The following is a 22,976-nucleotide window of genomic DNA, read 5'->3' on the forward strand; positions in this document are numbered from 1 at the left end:
ACGCTACTGTGCTACCCGCACCGCCGCGTCCGTCTGGCGGTCGGTGCTGCTGGATCTGGGGCTGGCTGGCGGGGGGCTGGTGGCTGGCTGCGGCCGGCGCTGGCGGCGTGGGGGCGGGTGGTGTGGTGGGGTGGCCCGGAGCGCGGGCTCGCGAATGCCGTGGTTTCGGGGGGAGGTGATTGGCGCGGGCGTACGCGCTTGCCGGCTGGGGGTCGCGCTGGCTGTGGGTCGCGCTGGCTGTGGGTCGCGCTGGCTGTGGGTCGCTCTGGCTGTGGGTCGCGCTGGTCGTGGGTCGCGCTGGTCGTGGGTCGCGCTGGCTGTGGGTCGCGCCGGCGTGGCTGTCTGGTGGGACCGCCCGGCACGGGGGAGCGGGCGGTCCCGTGCGGTACCGGCAGATCCCGGGGGACGGGGAGCGGCGCCGCGCTTCACAGTCTGGTGATCAGGCGACTACGGTCGGAAGGGTTTGGCCGCGTCGTCATAGTCGCCCTGTTTTGGGTAGCAGCGCCGCTGGCGGCCGGCTGGAGATGATCGTCGGCGAGGTGGAGGGCGGGCACGGCATGGCCGATGGACAGATGACTGCGGCGGCGTTCCTGATCGCTGAGCTGCGCCGGGCGCGGGTCCGACGCGGTTGGAGTCAGGACGAGCTGGCCAAGGCGGTCAACTACTCGGCGTCGATGGTCAGCGCCGTCGAGCTGGGTCAGCAGCCGCCCACCGCCAAGTACCTGGAACTCGTCGACCGCGCCCTGGACACCGGCGGCCTCTTCGGCCGGATGTCCACCGAACTGGTCAGCCTGGACCGGGCGCAGCCCTGGCTACGCGGCTGGCAGGCGATCTTCGAGCAGGCGCGCACACTCCGGTGGTATGAGCCCCGCTACGTGCCGGGGCTGTTCCAGACGGAGGCCTACGCGCGGGCGGTCTTCGAGGCGGGCGGCCTGCTCGCTCCCGAAGAGGTCGACCGGCGACTGACCGCCCGGATGGAGCGTCAGGAGGTGCTGCACAGCGAGCGTGCGCCGCAGATCGTGGCGGTGCTGGACGAGGCGGTGCTGCGGCGACGGGTGGGCGGGCGAAAGGTGATGCGCGACCAGACGCTGCACCTGGTCGGCATCGCGACCGGGCACCCCCGGGTCCGGTTGCACGTGGTGCCGCGATCGGCCGAGGAGTATCCAGGGCTTGGTGGACAGTTCGCGCTCGCCGTCCTGCCCGATGGCACGGAGGTGGCCTACCTGGACTGTCAGGTCCGCGGCCAGGAACTGGACCAGCCGAAGGATCTGTTGCGGTTGCAGCGGGTCTGGGAGGCTACCTTGGGCGAAGCCCTGCCCCCGCAGGCATCGATCGAGCTGATGAACGAGGTGGCCGAGTCGTGGAGTTGACCGGTGCTCAATGGCGCAAGAGCAGCCGCAGCAACCAGGACGCCAACTGTGTAGAGGTGGCGACGAATCTTGGGGACGTGGTCGGGGTGCGGGACAGTAAGGACTCGGACGGGCCCGTACTCGTTGTCGACGCGTACTCCTGGCGGCTCTTCGTGGTCGCGCCCCCGCGTTGATCCGACCGCCTCGCCCGCGACGGGGGTCGGTCCTGAGCAGGACGGATGATCCGGGGTATGGGTGACGATGGCGCGGCGGTGCCGGCGGAGACCGAGCGGCTGCGGTTGCGGCGGCTGACCATGGGCGACGTGGACGCGCTGGTCGAGTTGGACAGCGACTCCGAGGTGATGCGTTTCCTCACCGGGGGTGTCGCGACCCCGCTGTCCACAGTGCGTGACGAGCAGTTGCCGAGGCTGCTGGCCCAGTACGACAGGTTCCCCGGGTTGGGGCGGTGGGCGGCGCATGATCGGGAGTCCGGCGAGTTCCTGGGTTGGTTCGCGTTGGACCCGTCAGCGGACGGCACCGAGGCCGAGTTGGGCTATCGGCTGCGCCGCTCGACGTGGGGGCGCGGGCTGGCCACCGAGGGGTCGCTGGGGCTGGTCCGGCACGCCTTCGACGTTGTCGGGGTACGTCGGGTCTGGGCCGAGACGATGGCTGTCAACGAACGCTCCCGGCGGGTGATGGTGAAGGCCGGGCTGCGCTACGTGCGGACCTTTCACCTGCAGTGGGACGACCCGATCCCGGGCACCGAGCAGGGCGAGGTGGAGTACGAGGTGCGAGCCGAGGAGTGGGCGACCGTCGGTCAGGAGCGGCCGGCGGCCCGGCGGGCGCGGTAGGCGGTCACCGCGGCGCGGTTGCCGCAGCCGGCCTCGCAGAACCGCCGGGACCGGTTGCGGGACAGGTCGACGACGACGTTGTCGCAGTCCGGGTATTCGCAGATCCGCAAACGGCTCAGCTCGCCGGTACGGACGAGGTCGGCCATAGCCATGGCGGCTTCGACCGCGATCCGGGTGGCCAGCGGCGCATCGCGGGGAACGGCGTGCAGGTGGTACGGCTCGTCGTCGTGCTCGATGAGCTGGGGCAGCGCCTTGTGTTCCAGCAGCAGGCCGTTGACCACCGCGACGATCTCGGGTGGTTCGGCGTGCCAGATGCGGCGCAGTTGGGGACGCAGCTCCCGTACGGCGCGCAGCTCGGCCTCGGTGTGCTCGTGCCGGCCGCTGTAGGAGTGACGGTCGAAGAACGCGTCCAGCGCCGCGATGTCGGGCAGCAGCTCACCGTCCCGACCTGCGGTGTTGACCAGCGCCGCGGCGGCGATCAGCGAACACTCGGTGTCATGAGCGAATAGCAACTTGACTCCTGTCATGGCTTCCGCCTAGCGTCATCAGTACAAGGATAGTTTGCTCATGACACGGTGCCCATTGCGAGGAGCGCGACATGCACTCACGACCTGCTGCCGGCGTCGGACTTGCGCTGCTCTCCGCAGTCACCTTCGCCACCTCCGGCACCTTCGCGCGATCGCTCATCGAGGCCGGCTGGTCAGCCGAGTCCGCGGTGATCGCCCGGGTCGGGGTGGCCGCCCTGGTGCTGGCGATCCCCGCCCTGCTGTCGCTGCGGGGCAAATGGGACGTGCTGCGAGGCAACGCCGCGGCCATCGGCATGTTCGGGCTCCTCGGGGTGGCGCTGGCCCAGGTGTGCTTCTTCAACGCCGTGCGCTACCTGCCCGTCGGTGTCGCGCTGCTGCTGGAATACCTGGGCATCATCCTCGTCGTGGTCTGGATGTGGCTGCGGCACGGGCAGCCACCCCGCCGGCTCACCGTCGCCGGGTCGGTGGCCGCACTCGCCGGGTTGGCGTTCGTGCTCGACCTCGCCGGCACCGCCGACTTCCACCCGGTGGGCGTGCTCTGGGGGCTTGGCGCGGCGTTCGGCCTGGCCGGATACTTCGTGCTCGCCGGCCGGGTCGACCCCCGACTGCCCTCGGTCGCCATGGCCAGCGGTGGAATGGCCGTCGGCGCCGCCATGCTGCTCCTCGTCGGGCTGACCGGCCTGCTGCCGCTGCACGCCACCTTCGGTGAGGTCACCTTCGCCGGGCAACCCACCAGCTGGTTGGTGCCCATCGCCGGGCTGTCGTTGGTGGCCGCCGTCATCGCGTACCTCACCGGCATCGCCGGCACCCGGATCCTCGGGCCCCGCCTGTCGTCGTTCGTCGGGCTGACCGAGGTGCTCTTCGCGGTGCTGATCGCCTGGCTCATCCTGAACGAGCTGCCCACCGGCTGGCAACTGTTCGGCGGCGCGCTGATCGTCGCCGGCGTCGCCCTGGTACGCCTCGACGAACTGCGCGGGTCGCCCTCGACGCCCGCGCCGGCCACGCCCGAACCCGAACTGGCGCTTGACGGTCGGTGAGGGTTGGCCGGCGGCGTGCTCCTGATGGCTGGCGCGTGCCGGCGGGCGGCGCGCTCCGCGCGGGCGGCGCTCTCCGCGCGGGCGGCGCGCTCCGCGCGGGCGGTGAGAGAGTGGGTTTCGTGCTGACCACTGTGGTGTTCGACGCTGACGAGACGCTGTTGGACCTGCGTCCAGCGGTCACGGGCGGGCTGGTGGCGGTCCTCGACGAGATGCGGCGACGTACCTCGGCGGCGGCCGGGGTGACGCTCGCCGAGCTGGAGTCGGACTGGGGTGCCGTCTTCGGTGAACTGAGCGCCGCCCCGGTGGCGGAGATCCGGCGCGCGGCACTGGCCCGGTCGCTGGCCCGCGCCGAACTGGTCAACCACCTGGACGAGATCGCAGACCTCTTCTTCGGTCGCCGGTTCGCCCTGACCCGCCCGTTCCCGGACGTACCACCGGCGCTGGCCACGCTGCGCGGCCGGTACACGCTGGGCTTCGCCACCAACGGCAACAGCCGCGCCGAGCGGTGCGGGCTCGCCGGCGAGTTCGCCTTCGAGCTGTACGCGCACGAAAACGGCCTGCCCAAGAAGCCAGCCCCGGAGTTCTACGCCGCGGTGGTCGCGGCGGCCGGGGCGCCAGCCGACCAGATCGTGTACGTCGGCGACTCGTGGGAGCACGACGTGCTGGCGCCTCGGCGGGCCGGCCTGCGATCGGTGTGGCTGAACCGGCTCCGCCTGCCCCGCCCCCTCGGCTGCCAGCCCGACGCCGAAGTTTCCAGCATGGCCGAGCTGCCAGCCGCGCTGGCGAATCTTGGTGTCGACGCGGTAGGTGTGTAGGTCGAGGTGGCCAGTGGTGTGTCTGTGCGCCGGGTGACTGTGCGGCCTGTGTCGGTGCGGCCCGTATCGGTGCGGCTCGAACTGACGGGATTCACGGCCATAACGGGCGCTCAACTGGCGTAATCCGGATCGTTGCTGTGTGATGGCTGCCACGTCCCTCAACGAGAGGATCTGATGTGGTGAGCAAGCGCTTCACCGCCCGTACGGTCGCGACCGCGGCTGTGCTGGCACTTACGGCTACGGGGTTGGGTGTGCCGGCCAACGCCGCGCCGAGCAATGCCCGGACCTTCACCGTCGTCGCCGAGGATGGCGTCGCCACTGACACCGCCGTCGCCGCGATCCGCGCAGCTGGCGGCACTGTGGTGTCCCGGTCCGATGAGGTCGGCATGTTCCAGGTCAGCAGCGACCGGGCTGACTTCGCGGCCAGGGCGACCGCCGCACCGACGCTGATCGGGGCCGCCGAGCAGAAGGCCATCGGCCGCAAGCCGAAGCTGGACCGGGTCGAGCAGGAGCACCTGCTGGCCGCTGCCGGTGCTCGTGCCGGTGCTGCCGGTGCTGCCAAGAAGGGCACCAAGCTCGATCCGCTCGATGACAAGCTGTGGGGCTTGGAGATGATCCGGGCCGACAAGGCCCGCAAGATCGAGCCGGGCGACCGTCGGGTGACCGTCGGCGTGCTGGACACCGGCGTCGACGCCAGCAACCCGGACATCGCGCCGAACTTCAACTGGTCGCTGTCGCGCAACTTCGCGCCCGACCTGACCGATGTGGACGGCCCCTGCGAGGTGCCGAGCTGCGTCGACCCGGTCGGCACCGACGACGGCGGGCACGGCACCCACGTGGCCGGCACCATCGGCGCCGCGGCCAACGGTTTCGGTCTCTCTGGCGTCGCCCCGAACGTCTCGCTGGTCGAGCTCAAGGGCGGCCAGGACTCTGGCTACTTCTTCCTCGACCCGGTCGTCAACGCCCTGGTCTACGCCGGCCGGTCCGGGATCGACGTGGTCAACATGTCGTTCTATGTCGACCCGTGGCTCTACAACTGCACCGCCAACCCGGCCGACTCCCCCGAGGACCAGGCCGAGCAGCGGGCCGTCATCAAGGCGATGAAGCGGGCGCTGGTCTTCGCGCACAACAAGGGCGTGACCCTCGTCGGTGCGCTCGGCAACAACAACGAGGACCTGGGTGCTCCGCGCACCGACGTCACGAGCCCCGACTACGGCGCCGACCCTTACCCCCGACCGATCGACAACGAGAGCTGCTGGGACCTCCCCACCGAGGGCCCGCACGTGATCGGCGTTTCGTCGGTTGGCCCGTCCGGCAAGAAGTCGGACTTCTCCAACTACGGCACCGAGCAGATCTCGGTCGCCGCGCCGGGAGGCTGGTTCCGGGACGGCTTCGGCACCGACACCTTCCGTACCGACGCCAACATGATCCTTTCCTCGTACCCGAAGCACGTGCTTCAGGAGGAAGAATCGGTCGACGCCGACGGCAACATCGTCGCCGGCTTCGAGAATTCGGTCTTCAAGCAGTGCAAGGCCAACGGTGAGTGCGGCTACTACACCTACCTCCAGGGCACCTCGATGGCGTCCCCGCACGCCGCCGGTGTCGCCGCGCTGATCGTCAGCCGGCACGGAAAGGCGCAGGGTCGGACTGGCTTCGGGATGTCGCCGGACCAGGTCGAGCAGCACCTCTACCGCACGGCCGCCGAGCACGCGTGCCCGGAGCCGCGCCTCCAGCAGTACCGCAACGAGGGCCGGGACGAGACCTACGACGCGTACTGCGCCGGTGGGGTCAACTTCAACGGCTTCTACGGCTACGGGATCGTCGACGCCTACGCGGCGGTGAAGACCCCGCTCAAGCCGAACGCCCGCCCGTAGCGCACATCGCACTACGGAGGTGGCCCAACCGCCACCACCGTCGGGGCCCGGTCGACACCTCGTCGACCGGGCCCTGCGGTCGTCCGGACCCGTTGTCCCGGGCCGCCGCCGCCCGGCGCTCAACATGATCGACTCGGCTTACTGGAAGGCGCGGTGTTGGTGCCTGAAGGATGGCGCGGTTTCCAGGAAACCGAGGTGATCCTGGTCATTTGGACGATCCCTGTCGCCAGCCGCGGCCGACCAGCGCGTCGCGTACCTCACGAAGCACCGCCGGGAACTCGCCGTGCAGCCGCCGGCTGGTCACGTGCAGGACCAGCCACCCCGCGCCCACCAGCAGATTCAGCCGACGGCGGTCACGGTGCAGCTGCTCCACGTCGGAGTGCCACGTGCCGTCGTACTCCACAGCTACCCGATATTGCGGCCAGGCCAGGTCGGGGTGCAGAACGACGCCGGTGGGCAGGCGCACCGGATGGTGAACGGCTGGGCGCGGCAGCCCACCCAGCACCAACCGCACGCGTAGGTGTGACTCCGGCGGGGACTCGGCGCCGCCGTCGGCCAGGTCGAACACCCAACGTGCTCGTCGTGCGCCCGGCCGGTCAGCGTTACGGGCAGCCATGGCGGCCAGGGTGTCGCGATCGGCCAGCCCCTGCCCGAGCAGCGAATCGACGATGGCGACCGCCCGGACCGGGTCGAGCCAGACAGCCGTCTCCCAGGCGGCCCGGCCGGGGTCCGACCGGGGGATCGGAAGGTCCCGCTCGCTGGGACTGGTCGTCGCCCACCCATCGCCCCGGCCGGCCGCGGCCATGCCCCCTGCTCCGGCGGACACCATGGCCGGGCGGGACAGGTGCCGTGCTGGGCGTCGTGACATCCCGTCGGCAGGTGGGCGGCCTGCTCCCTGAGGCCGCGCCGCATCTCGTGGACGTCCAGCGATCGAGGGTCGTCCTGCGTCTGGTGGTCGTCCTGGGTCCGGTGGTCGTCCTGCGTCTGATTGTTGTCTCGTGCCTGCCGGTCGTCGTGTGGTCGGCACCAACCCCGGGGTCTCACTCGCCGTTACCGGGGTGATGGCGTTCACGTGCACGCGGAGGCCTCGCTGTGGGCCGATCCGCAGTGGTCGGGGCACGAGGACGTGCACATCGTCGGTGAAGCTCGCGGCGTGTTGGACGCCGTGCAGGAAGGCGGCGGACGGGCCGCCGACCACCACGCCGGGTGGGAGCCGGAGGAGGGCGGCGCGACACGCGAGGGCGTGATCACGGTCCAGCCGCGAGTCGGCGTAGATGTCGTGGCGCAACCGCACCCAGGCGGAGTTGCGCAACTGATGTTCGGTGAGCAGGCCGTCCCGGACAGCGTCGGAGCCGCGGAAGACCTGCCAGGCCAGGGCGTTGGGGCGGTGCGGACGTGGTGGCATGCCGAGCAGCCTGCCGACCGCGCACCGGGCACCGAAACCCCTGTGGACAACCCGGCGTGCGGGTGCCGCTGGACCTGTGGACAACCACGAATCCGCCTGCCGATCGTGCTATGACACCGGGCCGATCAGGCATCCGTGCCGCCGACGGGCGGTGATCCACTCGCGTTCCTGAAAGTCGGGCGGTCACCGGGCCTGGGACACCGCGACTTCCGTGAACCCGAGTGGATCAAGGCGGGGTCAGCTGAGGGCGGTGGTGATGGCTCGGGCGGCGGCCAACACCTGGGGGCCGAGCGTGTCGACGTCCAGTGGGGCGAGCGCGACCACGCCGACGCTGGCCTCCAGCCCGGGTACGCCGAGCACTGGTGCAGCCACCCCGTACGCCCCGGCCTGCAACTCACCGCTGCTACTCACCGGCTCTGCCACCCCGGCGCGACCGGCCAGGATCGCCCGGCCGGCAGCTCCCCGGTCCAGTGGATGCCGTGCCCCGGTCCGGTACGCGACGTGGAACGACGTCCAGCTCGGCTCGACCACGGCCAGGGCGACGCCCTCTCCACCTTCGACGACGGTCAGGTGCGCGGTCGCGCCGGCCTGCTCGGCGAGGCGGCGTAGCGCGGGCAGCGCACCCTCGGCGAGCAGCGGCTGGGCCCGTCGGGCCAGGTGCAGCAACCCGGCACCGAGGCGCAGTCGACCTTCTCCGTCGCGGCGCAGCATTCCGTGCCCGGTCAGCGCACTGACCAGCCGGTAGACGGCGGCCCGGCCGATGCCGAGCCGATTGGCGGCCTCGGTGACGGTCAGACCGCCGGAGGCGTCGGCGACCAGGTGCAGCAGCCGCAAGCCCCGGTCCAGCGTCTGCGACGTCTCCCCGCCCCGCCCCGCAACCCCGTCGGCCCGCCTTACGCCAGCATCGGTCGGCCCGGAAGCTCGCTCGGAGGCCGGGTCGGCGGGGGCGGTGGGGTTGGCTGTCGGGTCACCGGAGCCACCGGAGCGTGCGGTCGCATCCACGCCTGGCAGCGTACGTCCCGGCACCGGCGGACCCGGACAGGCACGGACAGCTACCCTTGTACGGTGACGCTACGCCTGTATGACACCGCCACCCGATCGGTGCGGGACTTCGTCCCGCGGGAAGCCGGCAAGGTGGGGGTCTACCTGTGTGGTCTCACCCTTCAGGCCCCGCCGCACATCGGTCACCTTCGCTCCGGCGTCAACTACGACGTGCTGCGTCGTTGGCTGATGGCCGCCGGCTACGAGGTCACCTTCATTCGCAACCTGACCGACATCGACGACAAGATCCTGGTCAAGGCGGGCGAGCAGGGTCGTCCGTTCTGGTCGATCGCGTACGCCAACGAGTTGCTGCTCGCCGAGTCGTACCGGTCGTTGAACGTGCTGGCACCCACCTACGAGCCGCGCGCCACCGGCCACATCCCTGAGATGCATGAGCTGATCACGAAGTTGATCGCCGACGGGCACGCGTACCCGGCGAGTGACGGTTCCGGCGACGTCTACTTCGACGTGGCGTCCTGGCCGGCGTACGGGTCGCTGTCGGGCCAGTCTCCGGACGCCATGCAGTCCGCCGGGGACGCCCCGGATCGGGGCAAGCGGGATCCGCGCGACTTCGCGCTGTGGAAGGGCGCCAAACCGGACGAGCCGGCGGACGCCTACTGGCCCTCACCGTGGGGGCTGGGCCGTCCGGGCTGGCACATCGAGTGCTCGGCGATGTGCTGGCGCTATCTCGGCCCGGAGTTCGACATCCACGGCGGTGGGCTGGATCTGACGTTCCCGCACCACGAGAACGAGATCGCCCAGTCCCAGGCGGCCGGCTTGCCGTTCGCCCGCTACTGGGTGCACCACGGGCTGCTGAGCATCGGCGGGGCCAAGATGGGCAAGTCCGCCGGCAACGCGCTGGGCCTGGCGTACGTGGACTCGCTCGGGGTGCGGCCGGTGGAGCTGCGCTACTACTACGCCGCCGCGCACTACCGCTCGCTGATCGACTACTCGGAGGATTCGCTGCGCGACGCGGCCACCGCGTACCGGCGGATCGAGGGTTTCGTGCAGCGGGCCGCCGAGCGGGTCGGCGCCGGGCAACTCGGGGAGCTGCCCGCCGGCTTCGTCGCGGCGATGGACGACGACCTCAACACGTCCGCCGCGCTGGCCGTGCTACAACAGCACATTCGGGACGGCAACACCGCGCTGAGCGTCGGCGACGATGTGACCGTCCGCACCACGCTGGCCGTGGTGCGGGCAATGCTGGATATTCTCGGGATCGACCCCCTCGACCCGGCCTGGACCGGTGGCGGCCGATCGGACGACCTTCGTGCCGTGGTGGACTCCCTGATCGCGCTGGCCCTGGAGCAGCGTGCGCAGGCGCGGGGCCGCAAGGACTGGACCGCCGCGGACGCCGTGCGTGACCAGCTCAAGCTGGCCGGCGTGGTGGTCGAGGACACCCCCCAGGGCCCCCGTTGGACTATTGGAGAGCAGGACTGATGGCCGGCAACTCGCAGCGCCGTGGCCGGCGACTGACGTCGAAGGCAGGCGCCCCCAAGGGCACCGGCGGCAAGAACAAGGACTCGTTGGCTGGGCGGGGTCGCACCCTGCCGGCGGACGAGCGGCCGTGGCACAAGGGCTACTCGGGCACCGAGAAGCTGCCCCAGCGCACCGCCTGGAAGCAGGACAAGGAGCGCCGCGCGGCGGCCGAGGAGGGGCGCGCCCCCAAGATCGGCCAGCCGGGCAGCAAGGACACCACCTGGGGTCGGGGTGGCGGTCGGGGCGTACCGGGCGGCCGGGGTGCCGCCACCGGCGGACGGAGTGGCAAGCCCACCGGCCGGTCCGGCCCCCGGGTCACGCCGGGGCGCAAGTCCAACCCGTCCAAGGACACCCCGGAGCTGCTGGTCGGGCGTAACCCGGTGCTGGAGGCGCTGCGCGCCAACGTGCCGGCGACGGCGCTCTACACCGCCCAGGGCATCGACATGGACGACCGGATCAACGAGATCATCCGGACCGCCGCCGACCGGGGCATCGCCAACCTGGAGATCAGCCGGGCCGAGTTGGACCGGATGACCGGCGGGGTGCTGCACCAGGGCGTCGGCTTGCAGGTGCCGCCCTTCGCGTACCAGCCGTTCGAGGACATGGTCGCCGCTGCCCTGGAGCAGCAGGCCCCGCTGCTGGTCGCGCTGGACGGTGTCACCGACCCGCGCAACCTGGGCGCCGTGATCCGGTCGGCTGCCGCGTTCGGCGCGCAGGGTGTCTTCGTACCCGAGCGTCGTGCCGCCGGGATCACCGCGACCGCCTGGCGGACCAGCGCCGGCGCGGCCGCGCGGGTGCCGGTTGCACAGGTGACCAACCTGACCCGGTCGCTGAAGGCGTGCCGCGACGCCGGTTTCATGGTCGTCGGCCTGGATGCCGACGGCGACACCGACCTCTACAACCTGGAGGCCGCTGTCGGTCCCCTGGTGGTGGTGGTCGGTTCCGAGGGGCGCGGTCTTTCCCGCCTGGTCGGCGAGACCTGTGACCTGACCGTCAGCATCCCGATGATCTCCGAGGTCGAGTCGCTCAACGCCAGCGTGGCGGCGGCGGTCGCCCTGGCCGAGGTCGCCCGCCGGCGCTCCGTCGAGCTGTAGCGCACGTCGAACGAAGGCCCCTCCCGCCGAGCGCGGGAGGGGCCTTCGTCGTCCGGCGCCCAGGCAGGATGAAGGGCCAATTTTGGTACGACGAAGGGGCGGCCCGCCGAAGCGGACCGCCCCTGTCGGTACGGCGTTACGTCAGATCCGGCCACCGGTGGCGGCGTGGAAGACGTGGCTGCGACCGGCGACCGGCTTGACGAACACGGTGTCACCCATGTTCGGCATGTTGCGCCGGTCGGTGCGGACGACGAAGCGCTCCGAGTTGCCACCCAGCGCGGCGTGGCCGTAGACGTTGGCGTCCGAGCCGAGGTCCTCGACCAGCTCGACAACGACCGGCATGCCGCCCTCGGTCGGGCTGACCAGCTCGCAGTCCTCCGGACGGAAGCCCACGGTGACCTTGCCGTCGCCACCCTCGGCGCGGGCTGCCTCGACCTGCTCGCGGGTCAGCGGAATCTGCAGCTCGGCGAACTCGGCGCCCCGCTCGTTCAGCGGAACGGTCTTGATGTTCATGGCGGGCGAGCCCATGAAGCCGGCGACGAACACGTTGGCCGGGGTGTCGTAGAGCGCCCGCGGGGTGTCCACCTGCTGCAGGACACCGTCGAGCAGCACCGCGACCCGGTGACCCATGGTCATGGCCTCGACCTGGTCGTGCGTGACGTAGACAGTGGTGACGCCCAGCTTGGCCTGCAGGGACGCGATCTGGGTACGGGTCTGCACGCGGAGCTTGGCGTCGAGGTTCGACAGCGGCTCGTCCATGAGGAAGACCTGCGGCTCGCGGACGATCGCCCGACCCATCGCGACACGCTGACGCTGACCACCGGAGAGCGCCTTCGGCTTACGGCTGAGGTACTCCTCCAACTGGAGCAGCCCGGCCGCCTCCTTGACCCGCCGGTCGATCTCCGACTTGGAGGTCTTGCGCAGCTTGAGGGCGAACGCCATGTTCTCGTACACCGTCATGTGCGGGTAGAGGGCGTAGTTCTGGAAGACCATCGCGATGTCGCGGGCCTTCGGGGGAAGGTGAGTGACGTCACGCTGGTCGATGTAGATCGAACCGGCGTCCACGTCCTCCAGGCCGGCGAGCATCCGCAGGCTGGTGGACTTACCGCAACCGGAGGGGCCGACCAGGACGAGGAACTCGCCGTCGCCGATCTCGAGGTCCAGCTCGTTGACGGCGGGACGCTCTTGGCCCGGGTAGACCCGGGACGCCTTGGAATAGGTGACCGTAGCCATGGTGAAGCGCTTCCTTTCACCGGCAGGAACGTGCCGGACGATCCGAGTGAAGGAGCAACCGGCACGTGTCCGTGCCGGTTCAGCGGACGGCGGCGCGGTCGCGGGGGCGCCCGGTCGTCGTCCGTGTCAGTGAACCGTAAACGCGTTTACCCGTGCTGCCAAGGCGGGGGGCCGCCCAGCCCACCAGGCGGGCTACGCATTCCGGTCACTCGGGCACGGTCAGACATCAATCGACACCATGGGAAACGAGTCTGCGTCGGGTTGTTGACGATTCCCGTGCTCGGGAGGCCACGCGATCGGGATATCCGGACGTCAGTCGCTATGCTGACCTCGACGCACGCGCCCCTGTAGCTCAGCTGGCCAGAGCACTCGCCTTGTAAGCGAGATGTCGCCGGTTCGATCCCGGCCGGGGGCTCCAATTACATCAGACGTATCCGAGCGGCACCGTGTGCCTCTGCCGGTCCGCCCTGAGGGGCAACCGGACGTCGACCAGGTTCGCTATCGTGCCTCCGTCCCGCCATCAGGCGGCGGTCCACGGGGGAATCACAATGAAACACCGCACCATTCTGCTCGCGTTGGGTCTGACCGGCGGTCTGTTGTTCGCCGCCGGCTGCACTCCGACGACTGAGCCCACGCGCACCGACGAACCGGTTGCGGCCACCGCCACTGCCACTGCCTCTGCCGCGCCGTCCCCGACGCCCGACGTCCGCGGTGAGCTGGCCGCGGCATTGCAGCGGTCGCAGGGGGCTGCCCACCGGTACGCGGTGCGCGGCAACCTGCCCGAAGGGCAGAAGGTCAACGGCACGGGTGCCTTCGATCCGAAGAAGCGCCGTTTCCAGACCACGATCTCGGTCACCGGTGGGAAGTACCCGTCGGCGGGGAGCCGGATCGTGATCGGCAACGACAGTTACGTGCGGCCGTCCGACGACAAGAACTGGGTGCACGTCGATCTGAAGCGAGTGAAGCGCGACGATCCCTTCCTCCGCTTCGACTGGGTCGACCCGACCGGCCTGAAGGCGTTCACCTCGTCGATCGCCTCGGTGGACCGCGTCGACCCGCGCACCTACACCGGCCGTTTCGACCCGACCGGCAAGGACGCCACGTCGTTCCTCCCCGTGGGCGCACCGAGCATCGTCTCGATCGGCATACGCCTGTCGCCGTTCACGATCACGACCGACGACAAGGGTTGGGTCACCTCGATCAAGGTCGAGCTGAGTCCCAGCGAGGGCCCGAAACTGACGCTGACCACCACCATGAAGGATCACGGAAAGCCCTTGAAGATCAACGCGCCGGCACGCGCTGGTGAGGCCGCCGACTTCTACTACCGCAAGTGACAGCTCAGCCGTACCGAGCCGGTGTCCCTCCTGGCGCACGGTGTCCCACAGGTGTGGGCACACGGGGGTTGTCGGGGTCGGAGACAATCGCCGCCAGTGCTGCAGACCCTGCCGTCCACGTACGGACCGCTGAGGGCGCTGCCGCGAGTCGAGCATTGGCGGAGGGGCGGCAATGAGATACGTCAGCCTTGAACGAACCAGAGACGGCATCTTTCATGATCCCTCGGCATACCTCGAGCAGTTGCCATCGCTTGCTGACTCGTTGCCTGAGGGGGCTCGCAGGTTCGCTATGGAACCCGGCCACTACGACTTCGTTGGCCAGCGCTGTGTCAAGAGCCTGAAGCCCGCGCGGCTGACGTCCGGTGAGACAGGCGGCAGCCGGTGGCTTGAGCTGTACCTCCAGCACAACTGTTGGAAGCACGAGGAAGACCTGACCATTCGCTACCGTGGCGTGCGGAGTCTGACGATCGAGCCGGCTGACCGAGAGTGGGATGTGGCCCAACTCCTCGACGTGATGTTGGACGAGGTGTTGCCGCACGAGCAGGGGTGCCGGCACGAGATCGCCTGTCTCGCCGGCAGGATGATCGTGACGAGTGAGGACCTCACCGCAACCTGGGCGTACGCCGACTGCCGGGAGCGCGAGGCCAACCGGTAGTCGACGCCGCCGGTGGTCCGGCGAGGAACAACGCGGAGCCGCCACCCGAGCGGGCGACGGAGCGCCCGGCGGTAACCTGAGGCCGGAGCAGCGCGGAGCGGGGCGGGGGCCGATGAGTCGGGCGGTGGAGGAGTCGAACCGGGCGATGCTGCGCGCCCGGGACGCGATGGACCGGGCGTACGCCGAGCCTCTGGACATTCCCGCGTTGGCCCGGATCGCGCACGTCTCGCAGGCGCACTTCATCCGTACCTTCCGAGCCACCTTCGGTGAGACCCCGCACCGCTACCTGCAACGCCGCCGGGTGGAGCGGGCGATGTCGTTGTTGGTGGAGACCGACCGGGACGTGACGGACATCTGCTACGCCGTCGGCTTCGGCAGCCTGGGCACGTTCAGTCGGACGTTCCGGCAGATCGTCGGCGACTCGCCCTCGGATTTCCGACGTCAGCGCGTGGCGCCGACCAACGTGCCGTCGTGCTTCACCAAATCCTGGACCCGACCCAGCAGTTTTGGATAAGCCGCAGGTCAGGGCCTACCTCTAGCGTCATGGGCATGACGATGAACGCGATCAGCCGCTCCCAGATCTACGTCCTCGACCAGGACGCCGCGCTTGACTTCTACGTCAACAAGCTCGGCATGGAGGTCAACACCGACCAGGACCTCGGCTTCATGCGGTGGCTCACTGTGAACCTGCCCGGCGACCCGGAGCGCGAGATCCTGTTGGAGAAGCCCGGTCCGCCCGCGCTGGACCCGGCCACCGCCGAGCAGGTCCGGGAGCTGCTCACCAAGGGTGCCCTCGGCGGGTACCTCTTCATGACCACTGACGACGCCCGCAAGACGCACGAGGATCTGGTCGCGAAGGGCGTCGAGATCACCGACGAGCCGACCGAGCGCCCGTACGGGATCGACTTCGGCATCCGGGACCCGTTCGGCAACCGGATCCGCATCGGCCAGATGTTCCCCGGGGCGTAGGGGGCGGGCGATGAGCCAGGCCGCGGCTTTCCCGTGGTACGACCGGCCGCCGTCGGTCGGGACCGCCTGCTGTTGATCGGCGGGGTGCTCGCCGGCCCGATCTTCGTCGGCTCGGCGATCGTGCAGGCGGTCACCTTCGCGCGGGCGGCGTCCGGTCGGACGGACTGAGCCGACGCCCGCAGGACCGGGAGGTACGGGTCGAACTCGTACCTCCCGGTGTGTTGGGGTGGGGCTCATGGTGACCCGGTTGCTGTACCTGACCCGACACGCCGAGCAGGATCTCTCCGAGCCGAGTGGGCCGGAGGCCGGCGAACCGGATACCGGCCTGTCGGAGCGCGGCCGGCGTCAGGCGACCCTGCTGGGCGAACGCCTACGGGCCCGGCGGTTCGCCGCCGTCCACCACGGGCCGCTGCGCCGGGCCGCGCAGACCGCCGCGCTGGTCGCCACGTCGCTACCCCACGTTCCGGTGTACGAGACGGAGCTGGCCGGCGACCACCTCCCACACGACACGGATCCGACCGGCCTGCCGCCCGCGTACGCCGAATTCCTGACGCAGTTCTCGGCGGCCGAGCGGGTCGACGGGCCGCGAGTGACGGCGGACGCGGTGCGGCGGTTCGCCGGCCCGGTCGCCGAGGGGCCCGCCGGCGGCGAACCGGTCCGCGAGCTGGTCGTGACGCACAGCTTCCTGATCGCCTGGCTGGTGCGGCACGCCCTCGACGCGCCGGAGTGGCGGTGGCTGGGCGTGAACACGCACAACGCGGGGCTGACAGTCATCCGGTACAGCGCGGCCGGCCCGCCGAATCTGGTCGCCGTCAACGACGTGGCCCACCTACCGCCGGAGCTGCGTGCGACCGGCCTGCCCCCGGACTATCTGGTGTGAGTGCCGGTGGCCCGTAGCAGCAGCTTGACCACGTCCTGTGTGGCCGGCGGCGGGGGCCCCTCGGCCGGGCAGTCGGCGTACCCGGTCTCGATCGTGCCGACGGTGACCCGGTAGGTGAACACGTCCGCACAGTTGGTCGGGCTTGTCGTCCGGCGCGCCTCGGCGGCCAGTCGGGGGTCGGCGGCCAGAGCTGTTAGGCGGCCGAGGTCGGCGGGGCTGAGCCGACCAAACCGCCGGCTGCCGGCCCGGTCCACGGCGGTCCACTGACCGTCCGGCTCGACGGTCACCACGTCACCGCGCCCGGCGAAGCCGCCGGAGCTTCGCAGCATCACCCGGGTGGCCGCGCCGCTGGCCTGGGGGGCGGTGGTGGGGGCGGTGGTCGGAAGCAGGGTGCCGGTCGGGCCGGGAGCGGTGGTGACCGGGGGCTGGCTCGGGGTGGTGGTGGGGGCGCGTTCGGCGCTGGTGCAGCCGGTCAGGAGGACGACCAGTAGCGCGATGGCGACGCCGGTTGTCGAGGTGGGTCTCATGGTCGTCGGACGCATCGACGGCGGCGTCGGTTCCCTTGTCAAGAGCCTCACCCGAACGGCCATTGTCGATGTCTGGAAGCGGTCCGAGGCGTCCTTCCTCCCTCCTGGTAGCTGAATGTACATGCGTGACTACCCCCGTCACACTCTTCTCCTTCCAGGAGGGCACGTGAAACGAGCTCCTGCCGCCGTCAGCGCACTGCTGCTCACCAGCGGCCTGCTGGCCTGCGTCGTCACCCCGGCGCACGCGGCTCCCCCCACCGCTCCCTCGCCGGACGCCTCCGCCGTGGCCCGAGCGGCAACCGTCCTACGGACGAACCCCGGCGCGGTCCAGGGTTCGAGCGCCGAGTCCTACCGGGTGCACAGCACCAAGCTGGATGCCAGCGGTGCCGCCCACACCCGCTACACCCGCACCTACCGGGGCCTGCGGGTGTACGGCGGTGACTTCGTCATCCACACCGCGCCGAACGGCACGTACGCCGGCAGTTCGGTCGGACTGGCCGCGCCGCTGACCCTCGCCACCTCGGCCAGGACCAGCGCGGCGGCCGCGAAGAAGGCCGCCAGCGACCAGTTCGCCGGCAGGGCCGAGGCGGTGGGCACGCCGGAGTTGTTCGTCGACGCCAGTTCCGGGCAAGGGCGGCTGGCGTGGGAGACGGTGGTCAGCGGGTGGCAGCCCGACGGGCAGACCCCGTCCCGGCTGCATGTCATCACCGATGCCACCACCGGTGCGGCGGTCGGCGCCTACGACGAGATCGAGTCGGTGTCCGGCACTGGCAACAGCCTCTACTCGGCCACGGTCAGCATCGACACGACGCTCTCCGGCAGCACCTACCAGCTGGTCGACCCCTCCCACGGCAACGGGTCGACCTGCGACATGAACAACGGCACGTCGAGCTGCACCACGTTCACCGACGCCGACAACACCTGGGGTACCGGGGCCACCTCGAACCGGCAGTCCGCCGGCGTGGACGCCCACTTCGGCGCCGCCAAGACGTTCGACTACTACAAGAACACGCACGCCCGTAACGGCATCTTCGGCAACGGCACCGGAGTGCCGAGCCGGGTGCACTACGGCAACAACTACGTCAACGCCTTCTGGGACGGCTCGCGGATGACGTACGGCGACGGCTCGGGCAACGCCCGCCCGCTGGTCGCGCTCGACGTGGCAGCCCACGAGATGAGCCACGGCGTGACCGAGAACGTGGTCCCCGGCGGTCTGACCTACTCCGGTGAGGCCGGCGGCCTGAACGAGGCGACCAGCGACATCTCCGGCAACATGGTCGAGTTCTACGCCAACACCTCGGCCGACCCGGGCGACTACCAGGTCGGCGAGAAGATCAACATCAATGGCAACGGTACGCCCCTGCGCTACATGTACAACCCGTCGCTGGACGGCTCGTCCGACAGTTGCTGGTCGAGCAGCACGAAGAACAAGGACGTGCACTACTCGTCCGGCGTCGCCAACCACTTCTACTTCAACCTCGCCGAGGGCACCGGCGCCACCGCGTACGGCACCTCACCGGTCTGCGGATCCGCCCCCGCGGTCGCCGGCATCGGCCGGGCCAAGGCCGAGAGGATCTGGTTCCGAGCGTTGGACGTCTACTTCACCTCCAACACGTCGTACGTGAACACCGCCAACCCGGCGAACACCGCCCGTGCCTACAGCCTGCGGGCGGCCACCGACCTGCACGGCAGTTGCTCCACCGAGTACAAGGCCGTGCAGGCCGCCTGGACCGCAGTGAACGTCGCCGGCAACGACGCGCCCTGCTCGACCGGCAACGACTTCTCCGTGGCACTGTCACCGACCGCCGGCTCGGTGAACCCGGGCAGCTCGGTCTCCACCACCGTCTCGACCGCCACCACCAGCGGCTCGGCGCAGACGGTGACGTTCTCCGCGTCCGGCCTGCCCAGCGGGGCGACCGCCGCGTTCAGCCCCGCCTCGGTGAACTCGGGCGGCTCCTCCACCCTCACCATCAGCACCTCGGCGAGCACACCGCCGGGCACCTACTCGGTCACTGTCAACGGCGCGGGGTCGGTCACCCGCAGCGCCACCTACCGGCTCACCGTGAACGGCACCGGAGGCGGCTGCACCGCGCCGGGGCAGAAGCTGGCCAACCCGGGCTTCGAGTCCGGTGCGACCGGCTGGTCGGCCAGCTCCGGCGTGATCACCAGCGCCAGCAGCCAGCCTGCCCGCACCGGGACGTACAAGGCATGGCTGAGCGGCTACGGCACCAGCCACACCGACACGCTCGCCCAGTCGGTGAGCCTGCCGAGCGGCTGCTCGTCGTACACGGTCAGCTTCTGGTTGCACATCGACTCGGCCGAGACCACCACCAGCGTCGCGTACGACACGCTGCGCGTGCAGGTGCTGAACTCGGGCGGAACGGTGCTGGCCACACTGGCGACCTACTCGAACCTGAACAAGGCCACCGGTTACAGCCAGAAGTCGTTCTCGCTGGCGGCGTACGTCGGCCAGACCGTCAACCTGAGGTTCACCGGCACCGAGGATTCCTCACTGCAGACGTCCTTCGTGGTCGACGACACGGCGGTCACCGTCTCCTGACCTGACCTGACCTGACCTGACCTGACGGCCCGGCGGCCACCCCTCACGGTGGTCGCCGGTCCGGTTTCCTGGCAATCTTGGACAGTTTCCGTTAGCGCATGACGGAAACTGTCCAAGATTGCTTGGCAGTCCGCGTGACCTGACCCGTCGCCGCGCCGTTATGGTCGCCGCACGCGTGCATGGCGTCGGCTCGCCAGATCGGCGCCGTCGGGCGGTGGCGCGGGAAGGGGCGGACGTGTCGGACGCGGAGTTGACAGTCGAGGTGACCGGACCGGTCGCGACTGTGGTGATCCACAACCCGGCTCGGCGCAACGCGATGACCGCCGCCATGTGGCGTCAGCTTCCCGAACTGCTCGACCGGCTGGAGCCCGACCCCGACGTACGGGCGTTGGTGCTCACCGGCGCCGGCGACGCCTTCTGCGCGGGAGCCGACCTCGGCGACCTGGCCGAGTTGCTGGACGCCGGTGACGCCAGCATCGCGGTGGCTGCCGAGGACCGGCTGGCCCGGTTCGCCAAGCCGACGATCGCGGCCGTCCGGGGTGCCTGCGTCGGCGGTGGGGCTCAACTCGCTGTCGCCTGCGATCTGCGGATCGCCGCCGCCGACGCCCGTTTCGGCGTACCGCCGGCCCGGCTCGGGCTGGTCTACCCGGCACCGACGACGCGCCGGCTGGCCCGGCTGGTCGGCCCGTCCGCCGCCAAGCTCCTGCTGTTCACCGCCGAACTGATCGACGCCGAGCGCGCCCTGCGAATCGGCCTGGTCGACGAGGTGCTGCCGGCCGACCGGCTCGCCGAACGGGTGGAGGAACTGACCGCGACGATCGCCCAGCGGTCTCCGCTGAGCATCGCCGCCGCGAAGGAGATCATCGACGAGCGGGCCGAGGCTGCGCGGATCGCCTGGTGGCACCGGAAGGTGACGAGCACCGGCGAGGCCCGGGAGGGGGTCGCGGCGATCGCCGAACGCCGGCAGCCCCGCTTCGCCTGGCGGCCACCGACCGACCACTGACCGCGTTTCAGTCCGACGCGTCGATGGGTAATGCCGGTCCACCACTGGTGATCGGGGGCCATGATGCACACGGGGACCACCAGCCCGACAGGCATCGAGCAGGGGCGACGCCGGCATCGGTGGCTGCTTCCCGTTGCCCTGTCATCCGTCATGGCCGGCGCGCTCGCGGTCGGTGTCGTGATCGGTGGTCAGGACACCGGCATCTTCGACGGAGAAGCGCCGCGCTGGGCCAGCGACCTCGGACGTGTTCTGGTGTTTCTCGGAGTCATCGTCGAGGTGGCCGCTCTCGTCTGGGTCGTACGCACCGGGCGCTACCGAGCGGCACGGCAGTCTCCGTTGCTGACCTTGAGTTGGTCGCACCGTCGGCGGCTGACGAGGCAGGTTCGACGCGGCACACCCGAGACCGACGAAGACCCGGCCCTCCTCGTGGAGACCGCCCGACAGTTCGCCGGCCAGCGCTGGTTTGTGGTGCTGGCCGCCGGGTTGGCGATGACGAGCGTTGGTCAGGCATTCGTGGGGTTCGCGCCGTTCTTCGCGGTGATCGGCGGGTTGCTGCTGGTGATCTGGGCGGTGCTGATCGTGTCGGTCTTCCGGAACGCCCACCGGGGTGAGGCCTTTCTGCGGGACCACCCGGATCTGAGCGGACGCTAGCTGCAAGCCGGTCCCACTCATCGCGAGATTTCGATCCCGGGTACCCGGATCTCAGGCCGGTACGGCAGGCTGTCCGTCGTGCAGCGTGATCAGTTGCTCGCGGGCCGCTACCGGCTCCTGGAGCGCCTCGGCAGTGGCGGCATGTCGGAGGTGTATCGGGCGTACGACGAGGTGCTCGAACGGGACGTGGCGGTGAAGGTGCTGATCGCCTCGGACACCAACGCCCGACAGCGGATCCGAGGCGAGGCCAAGGCTGCGGCCCGGCTGTCGCATCCCCACGTCACGAGCGTCTACGACTACGGCGAGTCGGCGCTGGACGGAGCGCAGGTCCCGTTCGTGGTGATGGAGTTGCTCGGCGGTCACACCCTCGAACACCGGTTGGTGGCCGGGCCGTTGCCGCCGCGCGCCGGTCTGCGGGTGTGCGCCGAGGTGGCCTCGGCCCTCACCGCCGCGCACGAGCAGGGGTTGGTGCACCGCGACATCAAGCCGGGCAACGTGATGCTCACACCGACCGGCGCGAAGGTGCTCGACTTCGGCATCGCGGCTGCCGCTGGCGCGCCGGAGATCGACTTCGAGGGCCGGCTGCTGGGTACGCCGGCGTACCTGGCGCCGGAGCGATTGCAGGCCGGCGAGGTGCTGCCGGCCAGCGACGTGTACGCCCTCGGCCTGCTGCTGTACCGGGTGCTCACCGGCCGATTGCCCTGGCCCGCCGAGGCGCAGACCGGGATGCTCCGCGCGCACACGCCCGTCGAGCCGGACCCGCTGCCCCCGATCGACTGTGTGCCGCCCGAGGTGCACCGGCTCTTTCGCTGGTGCCTGGCCGGCGACCCCGCCGACCGGCCGTCGGCCGCCGACGCCGCCCGCATATTGCTCGCCGCCGCCAGCGGGGCGGCCCCCGAGGCGGCTGCCGTTGCCGCTGCCTCCGCCGCGAATGTCGCCGAGGTGACCGGCCCCGAGCCGACCGACGCCACCACCAGGGCCACACCGACCGGCACCGAGCCGGCCGGGGCCGCGCAGACCGGGGCCGCGCAGACCGGGGCCGCGCCGACCGGGGCCGCGCCGACCGGCGATTCGGCGGCGCGGATGAGGCGCGGGCCGTGGCGTCGGGGGCGGGCCATCCTGACTGTCGGCGGAGCCGTGATCGCCGCGGTGGCGCTCGCCGGGTCGCTCGGCGACTTCAGCAATCGTCGACAGGGGCAGAGCGCCGCGCCGGCCGGCAGTGGCCCGGGCACCACCACTGTGGGGATGCCCAGCACGGAGGAGCCGACCGGCGCGGCCGAGGCCAGACCGTCCGTCGTACCGCCGACCAGGAACACCGCGCCGGCTACCCGGATCAGCCCCCCGTCCGGTCCGGGCGGGCCGGTGGTCCCGGGCCCGACGCCCGCCACTTCTGGCCCGAGCCCGACCACTGCCGCGCCGACTTCCACCGCTGCCGCCGGTGTACCCGTCGGCGCGCGTGGCGGGACGGTCACCGCTCGCTGCGTGGGGAAGTCGGTCGAGGTGCTCACTGTGGTGCTCGCGCCCGATTTCCGGGTCGAGGACTACGACAGGGGGCCCGCCAAGCAGATCGTTGTCGAGCTGACCTCCGCGGCGCACAGCAGTGAGATCCGGGTGCAGTGCCCCAGCGGCCAGCTGAAGTCGAAGGTCAAGGAACGCGCCGCCTGAACGGGGCCGGCGGGTGCCGCGCCCGGG

Annotated in this window: 24 protein-coding genes and 1 tRNA gene; 20 read left to right on the plus strand and 5 right to left on the minus strand. The window is 70.6% G+C overall.

From position 1 onward, the window contains the following. Nucleotides 1-557: 557 nt before the first annotated feature. The 3 genes from NIE111_RS03675 to NIE111_RS03685 are packed head-to-tail and all read left to right on the plus strand — an operon-like array spanning nucleotide 558 to nucleotide 2,200. Nucleotides 558-1,370 carry a helix-turn-helix domain-containing protein gene (locus NIE111_RS03675; protein ID WP_238683139.1) on the plus strand — a complete coding sequence of 271 codons (813 nt, stop codon included), beginning with the start codon at nucleotides 558-560 and terminating at the stop codon, nucleotides 1,368-1,370. After that, nucleotides 1,361-1,543: a DUF397 domain-containing protein gene (locus NIE111_RS03680; RefSeq protein ID WP_238683033.1), complete on the plus strand. Its 183-nt coding sequence runs from the start codon at nucleotides 1,361-1,363 to the stop codon at nucleotides 1,541-1,543. The genes NIE111_RS03675 and NIE111_RS03680 overlap by 10 nt, the downstream gene beginning before the upstream one ends. 57 nt (nucleotides 1,544-1,600) lie before the next feature. Beyond that, nucleotides 1,601-2,200 (plus strand): GNAT family N-acetyltransferase, encoded by a 600-nt coding sequence (locus NIE111_RS03685; RefSeq protein WP_238683034.1) that lies wholly within the window; start codon nucleotides 1,601-1,603, stop codon nucleotides 2,198-2,200. Here the strand turns inward: NIE111_RS03685 and NIE111_RS03690 are convergent. Further along, nucleotides 2,167-2,712, minus strand: coding sequence for a CGNR zinc finger domain-containing protein (locus NIE111_RS03690; RefSeq protein WP_238683035.1), 546 nt, complete (start codon nucleotides 2,710-2,712; stop codon nucleotides 2,167-2,169). The two genes, NIE111_RS03685 and NIE111_RS03690, sit on opposite strands and share 34 nt — an antisense overlap. Nucleotides 2,713-2,798: 86 nt before the next feature. Between NIE111_RS03690 and NIE111_RS03695 the strand changes: the two genes are divergently transcribed. From NIE111_RS03695 to NIE111_RS03705, 3 genes are all read left to right on the plus strand, one after another. Then, nucleotides 2,799-3,764 (plus strand): EamA family transporter, encoded by a 966-nt coding sequence (locus tag NIE111_RS03695; protein ID WP_238683036.1) that lies wholly within the window; start codon nucleotides 2,799-2,801, stop codon nucleotides 3,762-3,764. Between the two features lie 119 nt (nucleotides 3,765-3,883). Continuing rightward, nucleotides 3,884-4,579: an HAD family hydrolase gene (locus tag NIE111_RS03700; RefSeq protein WP_238683037.1), complete on the plus strand. Its 696-nt coding sequence runs from the start codon at nucleotides 3,884-3,886 to the stop codon at nucleotides 4,577-4,579. Nucleotides 4,580-4,758: 179 nt separating this feature from the next. Further along, entirely contained in the window at nucleotides 4,759-6,453 is a 1,695-nt protein-coding gene (locus NIE111_RS03705; RefSeq protein WP_238683038.1) for a S8 family serine peptidase, read from the plus strand. Between the two features lie 205 nt (nucleotides 6,454-6,658). On the opposite strand, the gene NIE111_RS03710 is transcribed toward NIE111_RS03705, so the two are convergent. Further along, nucleotides 6,659-7,258, minus strand: a complete 600-nt coding sequence (locus NIE111_RS03710; protein ID WP_238683039.1) for an endonuclease domain-containing protein — start codon at nucleotides 7,256-7,258, stop codon at nucleotides 6,659-6,661. Nucleotides 7,259-7,525: 267 nt separating this feature from the next. Here NIE111_RS03710 and NIE111_RS03715 point away from each other — a divergent pair, with 267 nt between their 5' ends. Then, complete coding sequence (locus NIE111_RS03715) at nucleotides 7,526-7,972, plus strand: hypothetical protein (RefSeq protein WP_238683040.1); 447 nt, start codon at nucleotides 7,526-7,528, stop codon at nucleotides 7,970-7,972. Nucleotides 7,973-8,095: 123 nt separating this feature from the next. Here the strand turns inward: NIE111_RS03715 and NIE111_RS03720 are convergent, their stop codons facing one another. Next, on the minus strand, nucleotides 8,096-8,704 hold the full coding sequence (locus NIE111_RS03720; RefSeq protein WP_238683140.1) for an IclR family transcriptional regulator: 609 nt from the start codon (nucleotides 8,702-8,704) through the stop codon (nucleotides 8,096-8,098). Nucleotides 8,705-8,923: 219 nt separating this feature from the next. On the opposite strand from NIE111_RS03720, the gene cysS reads away from it, so the two are divergent. Together cysS and rlmB are read left to right on the plus strand one after the other, a co-directional pair. Continuing rightward, nucleotides 8,924-10,339 (plus strand): cysteine--tRNA ligase, encoded by a 1,416-nt coding sequence (gene cysS, locus NIE111_RS03725; protein WP_238683041.1) that lies wholly within the window; start codon nucleotides 8,924-8,926, stop codon nucleotides 10,337-10,339. Then, the gene (gene rlmB / locus NIE111_RS03730) at nucleotides 10,339-11,472 is read left to right on the plus strand and encodes a 23S rRNA (guanosine(2251)-2'-O)-methyltransferase RlmB (RefSeq protein ID WP_238683042.1); all 1,134 of its coding nucleotides are present in this window, start codon (nucleotides 10,339-10,341) and stop codon (nucleotides 11,470-11,472) included. The genes cysS and rlmB overlap by 1 nt, the downstream gene beginning before the upstream one ends. Before the next feature lie 141 nt (nucleotides 11,473-11,613). On the opposite strand, the gene NIE111_RS03735 is transcribed toward rlmB, so the two are convergent. After that, nucleotides 11,614-12,705 carry an ABC transporter ATP-binding protein gene (locus tag NIE111_RS03735; RefSeq protein ID WP_091403085.1) on the minus strand — a complete coding sequence of 364 codons (1,092 nt, stop codon included), beginning with the start codon at nucleotides 12,703-12,705 and terminating at the stop codon, nucleotides 11,614-11,616. A gap of 341 nt (nucleotides 12,706-13,046) precedes the next feature. On the opposite strand from NIE111_RS03735, the gene NIE111_RS03740 reads away from it, so the two are divergent. From NIE111_RS03740 to NIE111_RS03765, 7 genes are all read left to right on the plus strand, one after another. Next, nucleotides 13,047-13,123 (plus strand) — tRNA-Thr (locus tag NIE111_RS03740). Between the two features lie 130 nt (nucleotides 13,124-13,253). Next, complete coding sequence (locus NIE111_RS03745) at nucleotides 13,254-14,039, plus strand: hypothetical protein (RefSeq protein WP_238683043.1); 786 nt, start codon at nucleotides 13,254-13,256, stop codon at nucleotides 14,037-14,039. 172 nt (nucleotides 14,040-14,211) lie between these two features. Next, entirely contained in the window at nucleotides 14,212-14,694 is a 483-nt protein-coding gene (locus NIE111_RS03750; protein WP_238683044.1) for a hypothetical protein, read from the plus strand. Nucleotides 14,695-14,806: 112 nt separating this feature from the next. Further along, nucleotides 14,807-15,208 carry a helix-turn-helix domain-containing protein gene (locus NIE111_RS03755; RefSeq protein WP_238683045.1) on the plus strand — a complete coding sequence of 134 codons (402 nt, stop codon included), beginning with the start codon at nucleotides 14,807-14,809 and terminating at the stop codon, nucleotides 15,206-15,208. 35 nt (nucleotides 15,209-15,243) lie between these two features. Further along, nucleotides 15,244-15,663, plus strand: a complete 420-nt coding sequence (locus tag NIE111_RS03760) for a VOC family protein (protein ID WP_210780869.1) — start codon at nucleotides 15,244-15,246, stop codon at nucleotides 15,661-15,663. A 33-nt stretch (nucleotides 15,664-15,696) separates the two neighbouring features. Continuing rightward, nucleotides 15,697-15,831 (plus strand): hypothetical protein, encoded by a 135-nt coding sequence (locus NIE111_RS31890; protein WP_274530622.1) that lies wholly within the window; start codon nucleotides 15,697-15,699, stop codon nucleotides 15,829-15,831. Nucleotides 15,832-15,898: 67 nt separating this feature from the next. Continuing rightward, nucleotides 15,899-16,543 (plus strand): histidine phosphatase family protein, encoded by a 645-nt coding sequence (locus NIE111_RS03765; protein WP_238683046.1) that lies wholly within the window; start codon nucleotides 15,899-15,901, stop codon nucleotides 16,541-16,543. On the opposite strand, the gene NIE111_RS03770 is transcribed toward NIE111_RS03765, so the two are convergent. Continuing rightward, entirely contained in the window at nucleotides 16,531-17,085 is a 555-nt protein-coding gene (locus NIE111_RS03770; RefSeq protein WP_238683047.1) for a hypothetical protein, read from the minus strand. The genes NIE111_RS03765 and NIE111_RS03770 overlap by 13 nt on opposite strands. Nucleotides 17,086-17,236: 151 nt before the next feature. Here NIE111_RS03770 and NIE111_RS03775 point away from each other — a divergent pair, with 151 nt between their 5' ends. The 4 genes from NIE111_RS03775 to NIE111_RS03790 all read left to right on the plus strand — a co-directional run bounded on the left by NIE111_RS03775 (nucleotide 17,237) and on the right by NIE111_RS03790 (nucleotide 22,949). After that, complete coding sequence (locus tag NIE111_RS03775; protein ID WP_238683048.1) at nucleotides 17,237-19,630, plus strand: M4 family metallopeptidase; 2,394 nt, start codon at nucleotides 17,237-17,239, stop codon at nucleotides 19,628-19,630. A gap of 235 nt (nucleotides 19,631-19,865) precedes the next feature. Continuing rightward, the gene (locus tag NIE111_RS03780) at nucleotides 19,866-20,633 is read left to right on the plus strand and encodes an enoyl-CoA hydratase/isomerase family protein (protein ID WP_238683049.1); all 768 of its coding nucleotides are present in this window, start codon (nucleotides 19,866-19,868) and stop codon (nucleotides 20,631-20,633) included. A 150-nt stretch (nucleotides 20,634-20,783) separates the two neighbouring features. Next, the gene (locus NIE111_RS03785; RefSeq protein ID WP_238683050.1) at nucleotides 20,784-21,284 is read left to right on the plus strand and encodes a hypothetical protein; all 501 of its coding nucleotides are present in this window, start codon (nucleotides 20,784-20,786) and stop codon (nucleotides 21,282-21,284) included. Nucleotides 21,285-21,362: 78 nt separating this feature from the next. Further along, entirely contained in the window at nucleotides 21,363-22,949 is a 1,587-nt protein-coding gene (locus tag NIE111_RS03790; protein WP_238683051.1) for a serine/threonine-protein kinase, read from the plus strand. Nucleotides 22,950-22,976 lie beyond the last annotated feature (27 nt).

It is taken from the genome of Micromonospora hortensis (assembly GCF_022230935.1).
Lineage (GTDB): Bacteria > Actinomycetota > Actinomycetes > Mycobacteriales > Micromonosporaceae > Micromonospora > Micromonospora hortensis.